At 74.5% G+C, this 15,907-nt stretch carries 14 protein-coding genes; 10 read left to right on the top strand and 4 right to left on the bottom strand.

Features of this window, described 5'->3' with window-relative positions; genetic code table 11:
* The first annotated feature begins 76 nt into the window (after positions 1-76).
* From ACZ5OX_RS05700 to ACZ5OX_RS05685, 4 genes are all read left to right on the top strand, one after another.
* Positions 77-916, top strand: coding sequence for a putative RNA methyltransferase (locus ACZ5OX_RS05700; RefSeq protein WP_465628851.1), 840 nt, complete (start codon positions 77-79; stop codon positions 914-916).
* A 255-nt stretch (positions 917-1,171) separates the two neighbouring features.
* A complete protein-coding gene (locus tag ACZ5OX_RS05695; RefSeq protein ID WP_465628850.1) occupies positions 1,172-2,602 on the top strand; it encodes an AAA family ATPase in 1,431 nt (476 codons plus the stop codon).
* 32 nt (positions 2,603-2,634) lie between these two features.
* On the top strand, positions 2,635-3,009 hold the full coding sequence (locus ACZ5OX_RS05690; protein ID WP_449792700.1) for a nucleotide pyrophosphohydrolase: 375 nt from the start codon (positions 2,635-2,637) through the stop codon (positions 3,007-3,009).
* 165 nt (positions 3,010-3,174) lie between these two features.
* The gene (locus ACZ5OX_RS05685) at positions 3,175-3,891 is read left to right on the top strand and encodes a DUF6099 family protein (protein WP_465628849.1); all 717 of its coding nucleotides are present in this window, start codon (positions 3,175-3,177) and stop codon (positions 3,889-3,891) included.
* Here the strand turns inward: ACZ5OX_RS05685 and ACZ5OX_RS05680 are convergent.
* Positions 3,837-4,073 (bottom strand): hypothetical protein, encoded by a 237-nt coding sequence (locus tag ACZ5OX_RS05680; RefSeq protein WP_449807408.1) that lies wholly within the window; start codon positions 4,071-4,073, stop codon positions 3,837-3,839. The genes ACZ5OX_RS05685 and ACZ5OX_RS05680 overlap by 55 nt on opposite strands.
* A gap of 490 nt (positions 4,074-4,563) precedes the next feature.
* On the opposite strand from ACZ5OX_RS05680, the gene helR reads away from it, so the two are divergent.
* Positions 4,564-6,720: an RNA polymerase recycling motor ATPase HelR gene (gene helR, locus ACZ5OX_RS05675; RefSeq protein ID WP_465628848.1), complete on the top strand. Its 2,157-nt coding sequence runs from the start codon at positions 4,564-4,566 to the stop codon at positions 6,718-6,720.
* 135 nt (positions 6,721-6,855) lie between these two features.
* Positions 6,856-7,155, top strand: coding sequence for a DUF6087 family protein (locus tag ACZ5OX_RS05670; RefSeq protein WP_392884343.1), 300 nt, complete (start codon positions 6,856-6,858; stop codon positions 7,153-7,155).
* A 207-nt stretch (positions 7,156-7,362) separates the two neighbouring features.
* On the opposite strand, the gene dapD is transcribed toward ACZ5OX_RS05670, so the two are convergent.
* Positions 7,363-8,367 carry a 2,3,4,5-tetrahydropyridine-2,6-dicarboxylate N-succinyltransferase gene (dapD, locus tag ACZ5OX_RS05665; protein ID WP_465628847.1) on the bottom strand — a complete coding sequence of 335 codons (1,005 nt, stop codon included), beginning with the start codon at positions 8,365-8,367 and terminating at the stop codon, positions 7,363-7,365.
* Between the two features lie 141 nt (positions 8,368-8,508).
* On the opposite strand from dapD, the gene ACZ5OX_RS05660 reads away from it, so the two are divergent.
* The 3 genes from ACZ5OX_RS05660 to argF all read left to right on the top strand — a co-directional run bounded on the left by ACZ5OX_RS05660 (position 8,509) and on the right by argF (position 13,973).
* Positions 8,509-10,086, top strand: coding sequence for a 3' terminal RNA ribose 2'-O-methyltransferase Hen1 (locus ACZ5OX_RS05660; RefSeq protein WP_465628846.1), 1,578 nt, complete (start codon positions 8,509-8,511; stop codon positions 10,084-10,086).
* The gene (locus ACZ5OX_RS05655; RefSeq protein ID WP_465628845.1) at positions 10,083-12,794 is read left to right on the top strand and encodes a polynucleotide kinase-phosphatase; all 2,712 of its coding nucleotides are present in this window, start codon (positions 10,083-10,085) and stop codon (positions 12,792-12,794) included. The genes ACZ5OX_RS05660 and ACZ5OX_RS05655 overlap by 4 nt, the downstream gene beginning before the upstream one ends.
* Positions 12,795-12,971: 177 nt before the next feature.
* On the top strand, positions 12,972-13,973 hold the full coding sequence (argF, locus tag ACZ5OX_RS05650; protein WP_465628844.1) for an ornithine carbamoyltransferase: 1,002 nt from the start codon (positions 12,972-12,974) through the stop codon (positions 13,971-13,973).
* A 113-nt stretch (positions 13,974-14,086) separates the two neighbouring features.
* On the opposite strand, the gene ACZ5OX_RS05645 is transcribed toward argF, so the two are convergent.
* Positions 14,087-14,620, bottom strand: a complete 534-nt coding sequence (locus ACZ5OX_RS05645; RefSeq protein ID WP_465628843.1) for a superoxide dismutase family protein — start codon at positions 14,618-14,620, stop codon at positions 14,087-14,089.
* 96 nt (positions 14,621-14,716) lie between these two features.
* Complete coding sequence (locus ACZ5OX_RS05640) at positions 14,717-15,124, bottom strand: type II toxin-antitoxin system VapC family toxin (protein WP_465628842.1); 408 nt, start codon at positions 15,122-15,124, stop codon at positions 14,717-14,719.
* 464 nt (positions 15,125-15,588) lie between these two features.
* On the opposite strand from ACZ5OX_RS05640, the gene ACZ5OX_RS05635 reads away from it, so the two are divergent.
* On the top strand, positions 15,589-15,744 hold the full coding sequence (locus tag ACZ5OX_RS05635; protein WP_465628841.1) for a hypothetical protein: 156 nt from the start codon (positions 15,589-15,591) through the stop codon (positions 15,742-15,744).
* Positions 15,745-15,907: the final 163 nt, after the last annotated feature.

Genomic DNA, 15,907 nt, shown 5'->3' with positions numbered 1-15,907 from the left:
GGCGCCGACCCGCCGAGGTCGTTAGGCTGGCTGGCGCCCCGACCGGCCGGGGCGTACGGCGAGAGAAGACGGAACCTTGCTCCAGGACATCGAGCGCTACCTGGCCTGCCCGCACTGCGCGCAGGCCCTCACCCGGCACGACCGCAGCCTGCGCTGCCCGGCCGGGCACAGCTTCGACCTCGCCAAGCAGGGCTACGTCAGCCTCCTCGCCGGCGACGCCCACACCGGCACCGGCGACACCGCCGAGATGGTCGCGGCCCGCGCGGACTTCCTCGCCGCCGGGCACTACCGGCCGATCGCCGAGGCGCTGGCGCAGACCGCCTCCGCCGTGGTCGCCGGTGAGTCCGACGGCCTGGTCGCCGACCTCGGCGCCGGCACCGGCCACTACCTGGCACACGTCCTGGACGCCCTGCCCGGCACCGTCGGCGCGGCCCTGGACATCTCCAAGTTCGCGCTGCGCCGCGCCGCCAAGGCGCACCCCCGGATCGGCGCCGTGGTGTGCGACGCCTGGCGCCCGCTGCCGCTGCGGGACGCCTCGGCCGAGCTGATGCTCAACGTCTTCGCCCCGCGCAACGGGCCCGAGATCCGCCGGGTGCTGCGCCCCGGCGGCACCCTGCTGCTGGTCTCGCCGACCGCCCGCCACCTGCGCGAACTCGTCGACGCGCTGGGGCTGCTGTCGGTGGACGAGGAGAAGCAGCGGCGGATCGACGAGAAGCTCGGGCCGCACCTGGAGCCCGCGGGGCGGCAGGAGGTCGAGTTCACCCTGCGGCTGGGCCCGCAGGACGTGCGCACCGTCGTCGGCATGGGGCCGAGCGCCTGGCACACCGACCCGGAGCGGCTGGGCGCCGCGCTCGCGGAGCTGCCGGAGCCGGTCGAGGTGACGGCCTCGGTGACGGTGGCCGCGTACCGGCGCTGAGCACCGAGGTGGGCCGCGTGTCGGCTCGGCACCGATGCGGGCCGCGTGCCGGCGCTGAGCACCGACGCGTACCGCCCCTGCGTGCGATGCCGGCCGCGCACCGCCGTCGAGCGCCACGTTGGGATGAATCTGCCGCGCAGGCACGTTTCTGCCGCTCGGCCTGCGGCTAACGTCCGACGGGTGAACCGCGACGCCACCAGGCCCGCAAGGCCGTCCCAGCTCCGACCGGGCGCCCCGGGGCCCGACCGGCCGCCCGTGCCGCGCCCCACCGTCGAGGAGCTCCGGCTCACCTCGTTCAAGTCCTACCGGCGCGCGGTGCTGCCGCTCGCGCCCCTCACGGTGCTGCACGGGCCCGCCGGGGTCGGCAAGTCCAACGCGCTCGACGCGCTGGCCGTGCTGTCCCGGCTCGCCCTCGGCGAGGAGATCGCCGACTCGCTGGACGGGCTGCCCGAACGCACCGGCCCGCTCGCCGCACCCGTCCGGGGCGGCCTGGACGGGTGCGTCCCGCACGGACGGGACGCGATCATCCTCGGCTGCACCGTCCGCTCGCCGCACGGCCTGATCCGGCTCGACGTGGTCGTCCGCACCGACGGCCCGGTCCGGATCGCCCGGGAGTCGCTCACCCTCGACGGCCGGACCCTGATGGACACCGGCGAACAGGACGTCCGCAACCGGCGGGTCAACGTCTGCTGGCACAACGACACCCGCCAGGGCGACATCCGCGCGCCGTTCCCCAGCGGCACGATGATCACCGCCCAGCTGCCGCTGCGGGTCGCGGGCTCGTCCGCCGGGGAGTGCCTCGTCCTCGCCGCCACCGAGGACCTGCTCACCGCCCTGCGCGAGGTCTTCCCGCTGCACCCCGTCCCCGCGCTGATGCGCGGCTGGGCGCGGGCCGACCCGCAGGCCCGGCTGCGCAGCAACGCCGCCAACATCTCCGCCGTCGTCGCCCGGCTGAGCAACGAGTGCCCGCGCCGGTACGGGCAGCTGCTGCGCGCCGTGCAGTCCGCCGCACCGCACCCGCTGCTCGGGCTCACCCTCGCCGAGCGCGAGAGCGCGGGCGTGCGGCGGGTCCTCGCCGTCTTCGACGAGGGCGTCCTCGGGCGCACCGGCGCGGACCAGGCCTCCGACGGCATGCTGCGCCACCTCGCCTTCGCCGCGGTGCTGCTGACCGGGGCCGGGGTGCTCGACCTCGACGTGGCCGCCGAGGTGCCCTGGGCGCACCGGCAGCTCACCGTGCTGGCCGAGGACCTGGGAGCGGGGCTCTCCGGCGAGCAGACCGCGACGCTGCTGCGGCTGGCGCGGGACATGGCGGACCGCAGCCAGCTGCGGGTGGTCGCGGCCCTGCAGGAGCCGGCGGCGGCGCGGGAGGTGCTGGGCGGCGCGCCCGGGGGCGGGATGGTGCTGGTCGAGTGCCGGCGGGATCCGGACTCCGGGTTTACGGTGCTGCGGCCGGAGACGGCGCGGGTGCCGGTCCAGGGCGGACGCGGGGAGGCGGCCGGGGAGACGGCGGACCCGTTCGACGGGGTGCCGGCAGGGGGCGCGGTAGCGGACGAGGACCGGTCGGACGAGCCGTCGGGTGAGTGGCCGGCGGAGCAGGCGGGGTCGGCCGGATCCCCGGTGGGCGGTGGGGCGTCCACGGCGGGGGCTGGGGCGGTGGGCCGCGATGCGGTAGACCTGGAGGGGTGAGCGAACGAGTGACGGGGCCGGCGGAGCCCACCGTGGCGGCCCTGCGGCAGCGGTTGGTGGAATTCGCGGCGGCCCGGCGGTGGGAGCCCTTCCACACCCCGAAGAACCTGGCGGCGGCGCTGAGCGTGGAGGCGGGGGAGCTGCTGGAGATCTTCCAGTGGCTGACGCCCGAGCAGGCGGCGTCGGTGATGTCCGACCCGGAGCGCGCGCACCGGGTGCACGACGAGGTCGCGGACGTGTTGGCCTACCTGCTGCAGTTCTGCACGGCGGTCGGGGTGGATCCGCTGGCGGCCCTGGCGGCCAAGATCGAGCGGAACGAGCTCCGCTTCCCGGTGCCGGTGGACGCGGCCGAACCAGGTGAAAATGTGGCCGGCGTCAACTCGGAGGTGGACGACCAACCCTTGTGAGGGACGGGAGTTATCCACAACCCCCGACTTGTCCACAGCTTCTGACAACGTGGATGCGCGCTCGCGCTCTTCCTCGCACGCTTTCGCCGTGACCAGCCGTCACCACACGGACCGCCCTCCCGGCGGCCGGGGCGACGGCGACAGCGAGCGAGGGGAGCGGTGGCCATGGAGGCGCTGCGACTGATCAAGACGGCCCGGCACGCCCTGGCCGAGGCCAGGCACGTACCGGACGTCCTGGCCGAGGCGCGGCAGGCCGCGCTGCTCACCGAGGCGGTGGGCGCCAGGCTGGCGGAGTCGGAGGACGAGGAGCTCACCGGGCTGGGGCAGCAGCTGTCCGAGGCCGGGGCGCACGCGGCGGTCTGCCTGGACCGCTCCGTGGTCCGCGCCGCCCTGGTGAGCGGCGGCCGGGCCGCGCGGCTCACCGACCTCGGGGACTTGGAGCCCGCTCTCGGAGCGCTCGACGGGCTGCTCCAGGAGGTCGGCGAGACGCTGGTGGTGCTGGCCTGCGGGGCGGACACCGAGAGCCTCTACTGGACGTGCATCGACGGCGTCGACGCGGTGTCGGAGTGCAAGGACCTCACCGCGCGGCTGCGCGAGGCGGCGGTCCGGGGCGGAGAGGCGCAGCCCGCGCTGCTCGGAGGGGCGGAACGGGACCGGGCCGGTGGCGGGGCGCCGTTACTGGTGGTCCGGCTCGGCCCGCCGGGCGAGGCCGGTCCGCCGGGCGGCGGCGCGGCGAGTGGCCGCGGCTTGCCCTTCGGCAGTGGCCCGCCGGGCGACGGTGGCCCGCCCGGGGCCGGCGGGCCGGCCGAGGAGGAACGGTCGGCGGGCTACCGGGAGCCCGGGGCGTCCGAGGCCTCGGAGGTGTCCGTGCCGGTCGGATAGGCGGTGGAGTCGCCGCTCCCGGGGACGGAGCCCTGGAGTTCGTCGAGGTCCGCGGTGACGGAGGCGAGCAGTTCCTGCATCTGCTCCAGCAGGCTCTTGGGGGTTGCGGGTCCGGCCGAGGTGCCGTCGGCCGAGCCCGTCGGGCTGCTCGGGAACTGCGGCGTGGCAGATGGTTCGGACATCACGGGACCTCTTCGGATCGGTGGTGCGGCGTGGAGCGGCCGACGGTGGCTCGGCCGCACGGCGGGAGGCGGCAGTTGCCCGCCACCGGGGCACCCACCCCGCCGTTGCACCCAACGAACCGCTCCGGATGTCGTCACCCGGACACCACCCGATGCGGTCCAACTCCGGCGCGCGGTAAGCCTCCCGGGTGAGGCGGGGTTGCCGTCGCGGCGCTGCCTCGGCTAGGTGCGGAGCGGCTCGGGGCACGGAGCGAGACGGCGGCCGGTGACGCGGAGCCGGGTGGCGGCCGGTGACGCAGAGCCGCGTGGCGGTCGGCGACGCGGAGCGGGGCGTCGGCGGACACGCCCGGAGAGGAGAGCGGAGGTGGGGCGGAGACGGCTCGGGGGAGAACCCACCCCTTGCCACTCTCAACGTATAGCGCATGGGGGGTCTTGCGGCAAGGCCCCCGTGGGGGCGCACAATCGCAGGCCTCAGATCGGAGCTGATGCCATGAACAGCCGGACCACCAGCGCGTTCGACCTTCCCGCCCACCTCGCCGCCAAGGCCGATCCCGAGCTGATCGGCGAGGACGAGCGGCACTTCGCGGCCGTCGCGGAGAGCCTGGAGCAGTCGATCGCCGAGCTGTCCGACCGCCTCGACGCGCTCCGCCGCGCGCCGGGCGGTCTCGGGCGGGAGGCGATGGACCGGGACATCGAGGTGCACAAGCTGACCGGTCGGCTGCGTGCCCTGCGCCGCTTCGGGCTGGACCTGTGCCTGGGACGGGTCGTCCTCGCGGACGACCCGGAGCCGGTGTACATCGGGCGGCTCGGCCTCACCGACAGTGAGGGGCGCCGACTGCTGGTCGACTGGCGCTCGCCCGCCGCCGAGCCGTTCTTCGCGGCCACCCACGCCGACCCGATGGGTCTGGCGAGCCGTCGCCGGTACCGCTGGACGGGCGGCCGGATCGGCGACTACTGGGACGAGGTGTTCACCGCCGAGGCCCTGGAGGGGCACGCCGCGCTGGACGACCAGTCCGCGTTCATCGCCAGCCTGGGCGGCAACCGGTCGGCCCGGATGCGGGACGTGCTGGCCACCATCCAGGCGGACCAGGACGCCGTCATCCGGGCCGGGTCCCGGGGCACCCTGGTGGTGGACGGCGGCCCCGGCACCGGGAAGACGGTCGTCGCGCTGCACCGCTCCGCGTACCTGCTCTACTCCGACCCCAGGCTCGGCCACCGGCGCGGCGGCGTGCTGTTCGTCGGCCCGCACCAGCCCTACCTGGCCTACGTCGCCGACGTCCTGCCCAGCCTGGGCGAGGAGGGGGTGCGCACCTGCACCGTGCGGGACCTCGTCGCCGAGGGGGCGAAGGCCGGGGCCGAGCGGGACGCCGGGGTGGCCCGCCTGAAGTCCTCGGTCGACATGGTGAAGGCGATCGAGAAGGCCGTCCGGTTCTACGAGGATCCGCCGACCGAGGGCATGGAGGTCACCACCCACTGGGCCGACCTCTGGCTGAGCGCCGAGGACTGGTCCGACGCGTTCGACGCGCCGGACCCGGGCACCCCGCACAACGAGGCCCGCGAGCAGATCTGGGAGGAGCTGGCCACGATCCTGATGGACAAGCTGGACGAGGACGAGGGCGTCTCGCCGGAGCTGTTCCGCCGGTCCCTGCGGCAGGACCGCGAGCTGGTCGAGACGCTCAACCGGGCCTGGCCGCTGCTCGACGCGGCCGACCTGGTCGGCGACCTCTGGTCGGTGCCCGCCTACCTGCGGATGTGCGCGCCCTGGCTGGCGCCCGAAGAGGTCCGCCGGCTCCAGCGCAAGGACGCGCCCCAGGCCTGGACGGTCTCCGACCTGCCGCTGCTGGACGCGGCCCGGCAGCGGCTCGGCGATCCGGAGGCGGACCTGCGCCGGCGCCGGCGGGAGGCCGCGGCCGCCGCCGAGCGCGAACGGATGGCCGACGTCATCGGCGACCTCCTGCAGGCCGACGACGACGGCGAGGGCGCGGTGACGATGCTGCGCGGGCGCGACCTCCAGGACACCCTGCTCGACGAGACGGCCCTGCCCGTCGCCGACCCGGAACCGCTCGCCGGGCCGTTCGCGCACATCGTGGTGGACGAGGCCCAGGAGCTGAACGACGCGGAGTGGCAGATGCTGCTGCTGCGCTGCCCGTCCCGGAGCTTCACCATCGTCGGGGACCGGGCACAGGCCAGGCACGGTTTCACGGAGTCCTGGCGGGAGCGGCTCGAGCGGATCGGGCTCGACCGGAGCACGGTGGCCTCGCTGAGCATCAACTACCGGACGCCGGAAGAGGTCATGGCCGAAGCCGAGCCCGCGATCCGGGCCGCGCTGCCCGACGCCAACGTGCCGACCTCCGTCCGCAGCAGCGGCATCCCCGTCGCGCACGGGTCGGCGTCGGAGCTGGACGCCGTCCTGGACGGCTGGCTCGCCGAGCACGCCGAGGGGATCGCCTGTGTGATCGGCGCCCCCGGCTTCGAGGCGCGGCCGCGGGTCCGGTCGCTGACCCCGGAGCTGTCCAAGGGGCTCGAGTTCGACCTGGTCGTCCTGGTCGACCCGGAGGCGTTCGGCGGGGGCGTCGAGGGAGCCGTCGACCGCTATGTCGCGATGACCAGGGCGACGCAACGGCTGGTGGTCCTCAGGAGCACGTGAGAAGACGGCGTCGGGCGACGGCGGGCGGCGGAGGGAGTGGAGTGTGGAAGAAGGGAGCGAAGGGACTGAAACGCGCCTCGCCCGGTCGGGTGACGCGGGTGTCGGGCGACGGCGGCGGGAGGCCAGACTGGGGCGATGGACGAGGAGGAACCGCTGGCGTCGTGGGCAGCCAGGCGGGCGCAACGGCTACGGCCGGTCGGGCAGTTGCGGGCCGTACGGCTCACCGGCGGGCGACAGCGGGGCGCCCATGTGACGCCGGGTGAACCGAGGCTGATCGTGCGCTGGGACGGCTACCAGTGGCTGCCGGAGACGGTGGCCGAGGACTACGCCACCGCCCAACGGATCCTGTACGGGATCGAGGGCGCGGGAGCGCCGCGGCCCGGGCGTCAGGCCCGGCGGCCGAGGAAGGCGCCGGGGCGCCACCGCAAGCCCTGACGCCCGCGCGGGCAGGTCCACGCGCAGTGGTGCCCGATCCGCACCCGGACCACGAGCCGCCCCGGTCGCGGCCGCACCCGGACCACGACCGGCCCCGGTCGCGGCCGAACCCGGGGAACGAGCGGTTCCCGGGAAGCGCGCGGCCCCCGGAAGCGCGCGGGGTCCGGCGCCACCCGGCGCCGGACCCCGACAACCCCTGCCTGTAGGTCAGTTGTGGGCGTGCAGGTCGGCGTTCAGACCGCCCCAGGAGCCGGAGCGGGCGATGACCTCGACCGCGCCGCTCTGCGAGTTGCGGCGGAACAGCAGGTTGTCCTGGCCGGACAGCTCGACGGCCTTGGCCACCGTGCCGTCCGGAGTGGTGACCCGGGTGCCGGCGGTCACGTACAGGCCGGCCTCGACCACGCAGTCGCTGCCGAGCGAGATGCCGATGCCCGCGTTGGCGCCGAGCAGGCAGCGCTCGCCGACCGAGACGACCTGCTTGCCGCCACCGGACAGGGTGCCCATGATCGAGGCGCCGCCGCCGATGTCGCTGTGGTCGCCGACGACGACGCCCGCGCTGATCCGGCCCTCGACCATGGAGGTGCCCAGCGTGCCGGCGTTGAAGTTGACGAAGCCCTCGTGCATCACGGTGGTGCCGGCGGCCAGGTGCGCGCCGAGCCGGACGCGGTCGGCGTGGGCGATGCGCACACCGGTCGGGGCGACGTAGTCGGTCATCCGCGGGAACTTGTCGATCCCGTACACGGCCAGCTGGCCGCCCTGGGCGCGCACGGCCAGGCGGGCCTGCTCGACCTTGTCCACCGGGACGGGGCCGATGCTGGTCCAGGCGACGTTGGCCAGCAGGCCGAAGATGCCGTCCAGGTTCTGGCCGTGCGGCTTGACCAGCCGGTGGCTGAGCAGGTGCAGGCGCAGGTACACGTCGTGCGTGTCGAGCGGCTTCTCGTCCAGCGAGGCGATGGTGGTGCGCACGGCGACCACCTCGACGCCGCGGCGCGCGTCGGCGCGCAGCGCCTCGGCCGCGCCGGCACCGAGCTCGGCCTCGGCCTGCTCGGTGGTCAGCCGGACGGTGCCGGCCGGGCCGGGCTCGGCGGCCAGCGCGGGAGCGGGGAACCAGGTGTCGAGGACGGTGCCGTCGGCGGCGATGGTGGCCAGGCCGGCGGCCACGGCGCCGGTCGCCGCGGAGGTGGATTCGAGCGAGGTGGATTCAGCAGTCACACCGTGCACGTTAACCAATGCGGGGCCCCGGTGCCGAACACGCCCACCGGGCGGACGCGCCCGGCGGACGCGCTGGTCGGCGGCCCGCGTGGCGGGAAAACCCGGTGCTCGGCGCTCCGGTGCTGGGCAATACTTCAGCGGGTGTTCATGTCGATCTCCACCACCGGCAGCGCCGAGGCCCCGGCCACGGACCTCGGGTTCCTGCTGCACAAGCACCCCGGCAAGGTCCAGCAATTCACCACGTCGCACGGCGAGGCCCACGTCTTCTACCCCGAGGCGGGGGACGAGCTCTGCACGGCGGCACTGCTGCTGGACATCGACCCGATCGCACTGGTCCGCAAGGGTCGGGGCGACGGCAGGGGGCGCGGCGGCTCGCCCGACTTCGCGCTCTCCCAGTACGTCAACGACCGCCCGTACACCGCGTCCTCGCTGCTCGCGGTGGCGCTGCGGACGGTGTTCAGGTCCGCCATGAAGGGCGCCTGCCCGGCCCGCCCGGAACTGCCGGAGCGGGTGCGCCCGCTGCGGATCGAGCTGCCCGCCGTACCCGTGAACGGCGCGGGCGAGGGCGGCGGCGCGGCCCTGGTGGCCCGGCTGTTCGAGCCGCTGGGCTGGCGGGTCGAGGCGACGGCGATCGCGCTGGACGAGTCCTTCCCCGAGTGGGGCGAGTCCCGCCACGTGCGGATCGCGCTCACCTCCGACGCGGTCCGGCTCGCCGACGCGCTCCAGCAGCTGTACGTGCTGCTGCCGGTGCTGGACGGCGCCAAGCACTACTGGGTCGCCCCGGACGAGGTGGACAAGCTGCTCGCGGCCGGCCAGGGCTGGCTGGCGGCCCACCCGGAGCGCGCCCTGATCACCCGCCGCTACCTTGCCCGGCGCTGGTCGCTGACCAGGGCCGCGATGGAGCGACTGGAGCTGGCCCGGCTGGCGGAGGCCGACGACCGCGAGGTCGAGGAGATCGACAACGCGGTCGACGACCGGCCCGAGGAGGAGGTGCGGGAACAGCCGGAGCCCAGGCAGCCCTCGCTCGCCGAGCAGCGCCGCGCCGCGATCCTCACCGCGCTGCGCGAGACCGGCGCCGCCCGCGTCGCCGATCTCGGTTGCGGCCAGGGCGAGTTGATCGGCGAGCTGCTCAAGGACGCCCGGTTCACCGGGATCCTCGGCGTGGACGTCTCCACCAGGGCGCTGCGGGTGGCGAGTCGTAAGCTGGGCCTGGAGCGGTTGTCGGAGCGTCAGGCGGCCCGGGTGTCGCTGGTGCAGGGAGCGCTCACCTACACCGACGTCCGGCTCAAGGGCTTCGACGCGGCGGTGCTGTGCGAGGTGATCGAGCACCTGGACCTGCCGCGGCTGCCCGCGCTGGAATACGCGGTGTTCGGCGCCGCCCGGCCGAGGACGGTCGTGGTCACCACGCCGAACGCCGAGTACAACGTCCGCTGGGACAGCCTGCCGGCGGGCGCCGTCCGGCACGCCGACCACCGCTTCGAGTGGTCCCGGGCCGAGTTCCGCGCCTGGACCGGGAAGGTCGCCGCCGCGTACGGCTACACCGTGGAGCTGCGCCCGGTCGGTCCACAGGACGAGGAGGTCGGCGCCCCGACCCAGCTGGCCCTGTTCACCACGACCACCATGCCCACCCTGCCCACCGCGCCCACCACGTCCACTCCGACCGCTACGACCACGGCACCCACCACGACCACCACGCCCGAAGGAGGCGAGCCCCGATGACCGATGACGCGACCGACACCCCCGGCGAGAGCCGGGACCAGGACGGTGCGGAGAGCGCCACCCCCCGCCGCCTCCCCGTCACCGACGTCTCCCTCGTCGTCCTGATCGGCACCAGCGGCGCGGGCAAGTCCACCTTCGCCCGCCGCCACTTCCTGCCCACCCAGGTGGTCTCCTCCGACTTCTGCCGGGGCCTGGTCGCCGACGACGAGAACGACCAGTCCGCCTCCGCCGAGGCCTTCGACGTCCTGCACTACATCGTCGGCAAGCGCCTGGCGGCCGGCCGGCTGACCGTCGTGGACGCCACCAACGTGCAGCCCGAGGCGCGTCGGCAGCTGGTCGCGATCGCCCGCGAGCACGACGTGCTGCCGATCGCGATCGTCCTGGACGTCCCACCGGGGGTGTGCGCCGAGCGCAACCGCTCCCGTCCGGACCGTCAGCTGCCGGCCCACGTGATCCCCCGCCAGCACCGGGAACTGCGCCGCTCCCTCCGCGGCCTGGAGCGCGAGGGCTTCCGCAAGGTGCACGTCCTGCGCGGCGAGGCCGAGGTCGCGGCCGCCGAGATCGTGCTGGAGAAGCGCTACAACGACCTGCGTCACCTCACCGGCCCGTTCGACCTCGTCGGCGACATCCACGGCTGCCGCTCCGAGCTGGAGACCCTGTTGATCCGGCTCGGCTACACGCTCACCCGGGACGCCGAGGGCCGCCCGGTGGACGCCGCGCACCCCGCGGGCCGCACCGCCGTCTTCGTCGGCGACCTGGTCGACCGCGGTCCCGACACTCCGGGCGTGCTGCGCCTGGTGATGGGCATGGTGGCGGCCGGCCACGCGCTCTGCGTGCCGGGCAACCACGAGAACAAGCTGGGCCGGGCGATGGACGGCAAGAAGGTCAACGTCGCCTACGGCCTCCAGGAGTCGCTGGACCAGCTGGCGGGGGAGAGCGAGGAGTTCCGGGCCGAGGTCCGCGCGTTCATGCGCGGCCTGGTCAGCCACTACCTGCTGGACGGCGGCGCCCTGGTGGTCTGCCACGCCGGCCTGCCGGAGAGGTACCACGGCCGCAACTCCGGCCGGGTCCGCTCGCACGCGCTGTACGGGGACACCACCGGCGAGACCGACGAGTACGGCCTGCCGGTGCGCTACCCGTGGGCGGAGGAGTACCGGGGCCGGGCGCTGGTGGTCTACGGCCACACCCCGGTGCCGGTCGCGAGCTTCGTCAACAACACCGTCTGCCTGGACACCGGCTGCGTCTTCGGCGGCAGCCTGACCGCGCTGCGCTACCCGGAGCGCGAGCTGGTGAGCGTCGAGGCGGAGCGCGAGTGGTACGCCCCGGTGCGTCCGCTGGTCACCGACGCGCCGGGCGCCCGCGAGGGCCGTCCGCTGGACCTCGCCGACGTGGCCGGGCGCCGGATCGTCGAGACCGGGCTGCACGGGCGGGTGGCCGTCCGGGAGGAGAACGCGGCCGCTGCGCTGGAGGTGATGAGCCGCTTCGCGCTGGACCCGCGGCTGCTCGCCTACCTGCCGCCGACCATGGCACCGAGCGCCACCTCCCGCCGGGACGGCTACCTGGAGCACCCGGAGGAGGCCTTCCTCGGCTACCGGGCCGACGGCGTGCGGCACCTGGTCTGCGAGGAGAAGCACATGGGCTCGCGCGCGGTGCTGCTGGTCGCCCGGGACGAGGCCGCGCTGGAGCGCCGCTTCGGCGTGGCCGGCCCCGGTGCGATCTGGACCCGGACCGGCCGCGCCTTCCTCGCCGACGAGGAGCTGACCGGCGCCGTGCTCGGCCGGGTCCGGGAGGCCGCCGAGCGCGCCGGGCTGTTCGAGGAGCTGGCCACCGACTGGCTGCTGCTGGACGCCGAGCTGATGCCCTGGTCGCTGAAGGCGGTGGAACTGCTGCGCCGCCAGTACGCGGCGGTCGGCGCGGCGGCGGGCGCCGTCCTGCCGGAGGTGCTGTCCGCGCTGGAGCGGGCGGCCGGGCGCGGCCTGGACCTGGCCCACCTGACCGCCCGCCAGCGGCAGCGCGCGGCCGACGCGCAGGCGTTCACCGAGGCGTACCGGCGTTACTGCTGGCCGACGGAGGGCCTGTCGGGCATCCGGCTCGCACCGTTCCAGCTGCTCGCGGCCGAGCGGGCGAACCTGGCGGTGCGCCCGCACGACGAGCACCTGGCCCGGATCGACCGCCTGGTGGCCGCCGACGCGACCGGCGCCGCCGACGGCACGGAACACCCTCAGCCCCCGCAGCACCCGCAGCAGGACCCTCAGCACCCGGAGCACCCGGAGCACCGTAAGGAGCCGGTGCTGCACCGTACCCGCCGGATCCTGGTGGACACCGAGGACGAGGCCTCGATGGCCGCCGCCACCGCCTGGTGGGAGGAGCTGACCGGGGCGGGCGGCGAGGGCATGGTGGTCAAGCCGCTGGCCTCGCTGGTGCGCACGGTGCGCGGCGAGGGCCGGCCGGGCGGCCTGGTGCAGCCCGGGGTGAAGGTGCGCGGCCGGGAGTACCTGCGGATCATCTACGGCCCGGACTACACCGAGCACCTCGACCGGCTGCGCCTGCGCGCGCTGGGCCACAAGCGCTCGCTGGCGCTGCGCGAGTACGCGCTGGGCCTGGAGGCGCTGGACCGGCTGGCGGCGGGGGAGCCGCTGTGGCGGGTGCACGAGCCGGTCTTCGCGGTGCTCGCGCTGGAGTCGGAGCCGGTCGATCCGCGACTGTGAGCGCGGTGCCGGAAGGCGGGGAGCCCTTCTCGGGCTCCCCGCGGGCTCCCCGCGGCTCCCCGTGGGCTCCTCCGGAACCCCCTCCTGCGGGACCGTCCCGGCCTCGCTCTGTATAGAAATTCCGAGTATCGTATAGACTTGCCGCTTCCTCCAGTCCCGTCACCCCAGGAGCCCGGCATGGCCTTCAACCTCCGGAACAGGCACTTCCTCAAGGAGCTCGACTTCACGCCCCAGGAGTTCCGCTTCCTGGTGGACCTCGCCGCCACGCTCAAGGCGGCGAAGTACGCCGGCACCGAGCAGCCCAGACTGCGCGGCAGGAACATCGCGCTGATCTTCGAGAAGACCTCCACCCGCACCCGCTGCGCCTTCGAGGTCGCCGCCCACGACCAGGGCGCCACCACCACCTACCTGGACCCCACGGGCTCCCAGATCGGCCACAAGGAGTCCATCAGGGACACCGCCCGGGTGCTCGGCCGGATGTTCGACGGCATCGAGTACCGCGGCCACGGCCAGGAGATCGTCGAGGAACTGGCCGAGTACGCCGGCGTCCCGGTCTGGAACGGCCTGACCGACGAGTGGCACCCCACCCAGATGCTGGCCGACGTGCTCACCGTCACCGAGCACACGCCCAAGCCGCTCCCCGAGGTCGCCCTCGCCTACCTCGGTGACGCCCGCTCCAACATGGGCAACTCGCTGCTGGTCACCGGCGCCATGCTCGGCATGGACATCCGGATCGTCGCCCCGCGCGCGCTCTGGCCGACCGAGGAGGTGCAGAAGTCGGCGCGGGACCTGGCCGACACGACCGGGGCCCGGATCACCCTCACCGAGGACGTGGCCGAGGGCGTGGCCGGCGCCGACTTCCTCTACACCGACGTCTGGGTCTCGATGGGCGAGCCCAAGGAGGTCTGGGCCGAGCGGATCGAGCTGCTCAAGCCGTACCAGGTCTCCATGGACACCGTCCGGGCCACCGGCAACCCGGACGTGAAGTTCCTGCACTGCCTGCCCGCCTTCCACGACCTCGGCACGGTGGTCGGGCGGCAGATGTACGAGGCGACCGGCATGAGCGAGCTGGAGTGCACCGACGAACTGTTCGAGTCGGCGCACTCCATCGTGTTCGACCAGGCCGAGAACCGGCTGCACACCATCAAGGCGGTGCTGGTCGCCACCCTCGGCTCCTGACTCCCGGCTCCTGACCGAGGAGTGAGGGGCGAGGACCCTTCCGGTCCGAACGGCTCCTGGGCCCGAACGACTCTCCGGGCCACGGGCGGCTCCCCGCGGCGCCGGCGCCGGCCTCAGCCGTCCAGGCTGACGCAGGCCACCCGGTCACCCGCCGCGTGCCGGCCGGCCGGGGTACCCGCGTGCAGCACCAGCGAACGCGCCTCGCCCGGCCGCGGCTGCCAGGCCACCGCGGTGGCGGCGCTGCCCACTCCCTGCCGGTCGGTCCGCAGCACCAGCCGCAGCTCGTTGCCCTCGTTGGCGTACACCGGGTCGGTGGACGGCTGCACCGGGTCGACCACGTTCTGGTAGTGCGGGCCGGAGGAGGCCGGGTCGACCCCGCAGTCGCCGGTGTGGAGGTGCGCCGGGAACTCGTGGTCGGGGGCGAGCCCCGAGACCGTCAGGGTGAGCACCGTCCGCCCGGGCAGCGAGCGGTCGGTGACGATCCGGGCGTGCGAGCCGTACGGCACCAGGTCGCTCGCGTAGCTGATCGCGGTGGGCGGGACGAAGGCGGTGGCCGGGTCGAAGGCGGCCTCGGTGACGGAGACCGGCGAGGCGGCGGGGGCGAGTAGGGCCAGTGCCAGCAGGGCGGCGGCGAGCGGAGCGGTCATCGGGACGGGGCCTTCCAGGGGCGGGGCGACGGTCGCCCTGCTAACGCGGCCGGGGCTCCCAGGACACCCCCGGCCCTCCCCGTGCCGGCGACGCCCTCAGTCCGCGTCCCGCCGGATCCCCCGGATCTCGCAGCGCGGCCCGCTGGCCCGCATCAGCCGCAGGTCGGCGGTGACCAGCGGTACCCCGTACCGCTCGGCGACCGCGACGTACGCGGCGTCGTCCGGGGTCAGGTTGTCCTTGAGTTCCCAGATCCGGCCGAGCAGCGGCGCCACCTCGACCTTGCGGATCGTCACCGCCGCGAGCTCCCCGGCGAGTTCGGCGACCCGCTCGGCGGTCAGCTCCTTGGCCAGGTAGAGCCCGCGAAGCGACTGCATCACCTCGACGACGATGTGCTCGGGCGCCACCCACTCGCCGCCGGAGGCGAGTTCCGCGCGGGCCCTGACCCCGCGCGGGCCCTGGTCGGCGAGTGCCAGTACCAGAGCGGATGCGTCCACCACGATCATCAGTCGGCCCCTGCCCGTCCCCGCACGTCAACTCACCGGCCACGGTACCGGGGCGGCTCCCGTCCGGCGGAGCCGGGCCCGGGGCGCCCAGGGTGGGGTGGACGGAACGTTCCTGGCCGCGCCCCGTCGTGGCGGGCTCCGCCCGCTGCGATGGTCGGACGCCCGAGCCCGGCAGCCCGCGTTGCGGCCGGGGGAGGGCGGCGCTCAGGACCCGATCAGCAGCCCGGCCGGCAGGGAGGCGGCGGAGCGTTTCGACGCCCGGGCGCCGGAGCTGCGCGGGGTGCGGGCCTGGAGGCTGGGCGTGGGCGCGGGTGTGCTGCCGGCCCTGTTGTTCGCCGTGGATTGCGCCCAGGGCCGGTCGGTGTACGCGGCGTTGGCGAGTTACCCCGTGTATCTGGAGTTCCCGGTGCTGTTGATGCCGGTTCTGGGCCTGGAGCGAACCGGGCGCGAACGGAGGACGAAGAGTGACGACGACCCTGCCGGCCGACATCGCCCCCTCGCCGACCGGCGGATCCGGTGGTGAGCTTGTGGTGGTGCTGCTGATGGCGGCCGCCGTCGTGGCGGGTGCGGTCCGGCTGATCAGGCTGGAGCGCAAGCGGCGCGGCCCGGACGACCGGTGAGGCACGGCATGCACTATGGTTTATCTCGACATCGAGATAACTGCCCCCTACGATATATCTCGACATCAAGATACTTGCCGAGAGGCGCTCGCCGGCGATGCGGGCAAGGTAGGCCTAAGTAAGGCTGACCTTACCACCGCGTGACGGCCGGATACCGCACGAA

Source organism: Kitasatospora sp. NPDC032121, assembly GCF_055580145.1.
The sequence above is the reverse complement of the archived record's forward strand: the minus strand, read 5'-3'. Positions and strand labels throughout refer to the sequence as shown.

Bases quoted from the DNA above. Each gene is read 5' to 3' on its own strand.
- ACZ5OX_RS05685 (WP_465628849.1), top strand. From the start codon at position 3,175: ATGGAGGCGCTGCGACTGATCAAGACGGCCCGGCACGCCCTGGCCGAG.
- ACZ5OX_RS05680 (WP_449807408.1), bottom strand. From the start codon at position 4,073: ATGTCCGAACCATCTGCCACGCCGCAGTTCCCGAGCAGCCCGACGGGC.
- helR (WP_465628848.1), top strand. From the start codon at position 4,564: ATGAACAGCCGGACCACCAGCGCGTTCGACCTTCCCGCCCACCTCGCC.
- ACZ5OX_RS05670 (WP_392884343.1), top strand. From the start codon at position 6,856: ATGGACGAGGAGGAACCGCTGGCGTCGTGGGCAGCCAGGCGGGCGCAA.
- ACZ5OX_RS05655 (WP_465628845.1), top strand. From the start codon at position 10,083: ATGACCGATGACGCGACCGACACCCCCGGCGAGAGCCGGGACCAGGAC.
- argF (WP_465628844.1), top strand. From the start codon at position 12,972: ATGGCCTTCAACCTCCGGAACAGGCACTTCCTCAAGGAGCTCGACTTC.
- ACZ5OX_RS05645 (WP_465628843.1), bottom strand. From the start codon at position 14,620: ATGACCGCTCCGCTCGCCGCCGCCCTGCTGGCACTGGCCCTACTCGCC.
- ACZ5OX_RS05640 (WP_465628842.1), bottom strand. From the start codon at position 15,124: ATGATCGTGGTGGACGCATCCGCTCTGGTACTGGCACTCGCCGACCAG.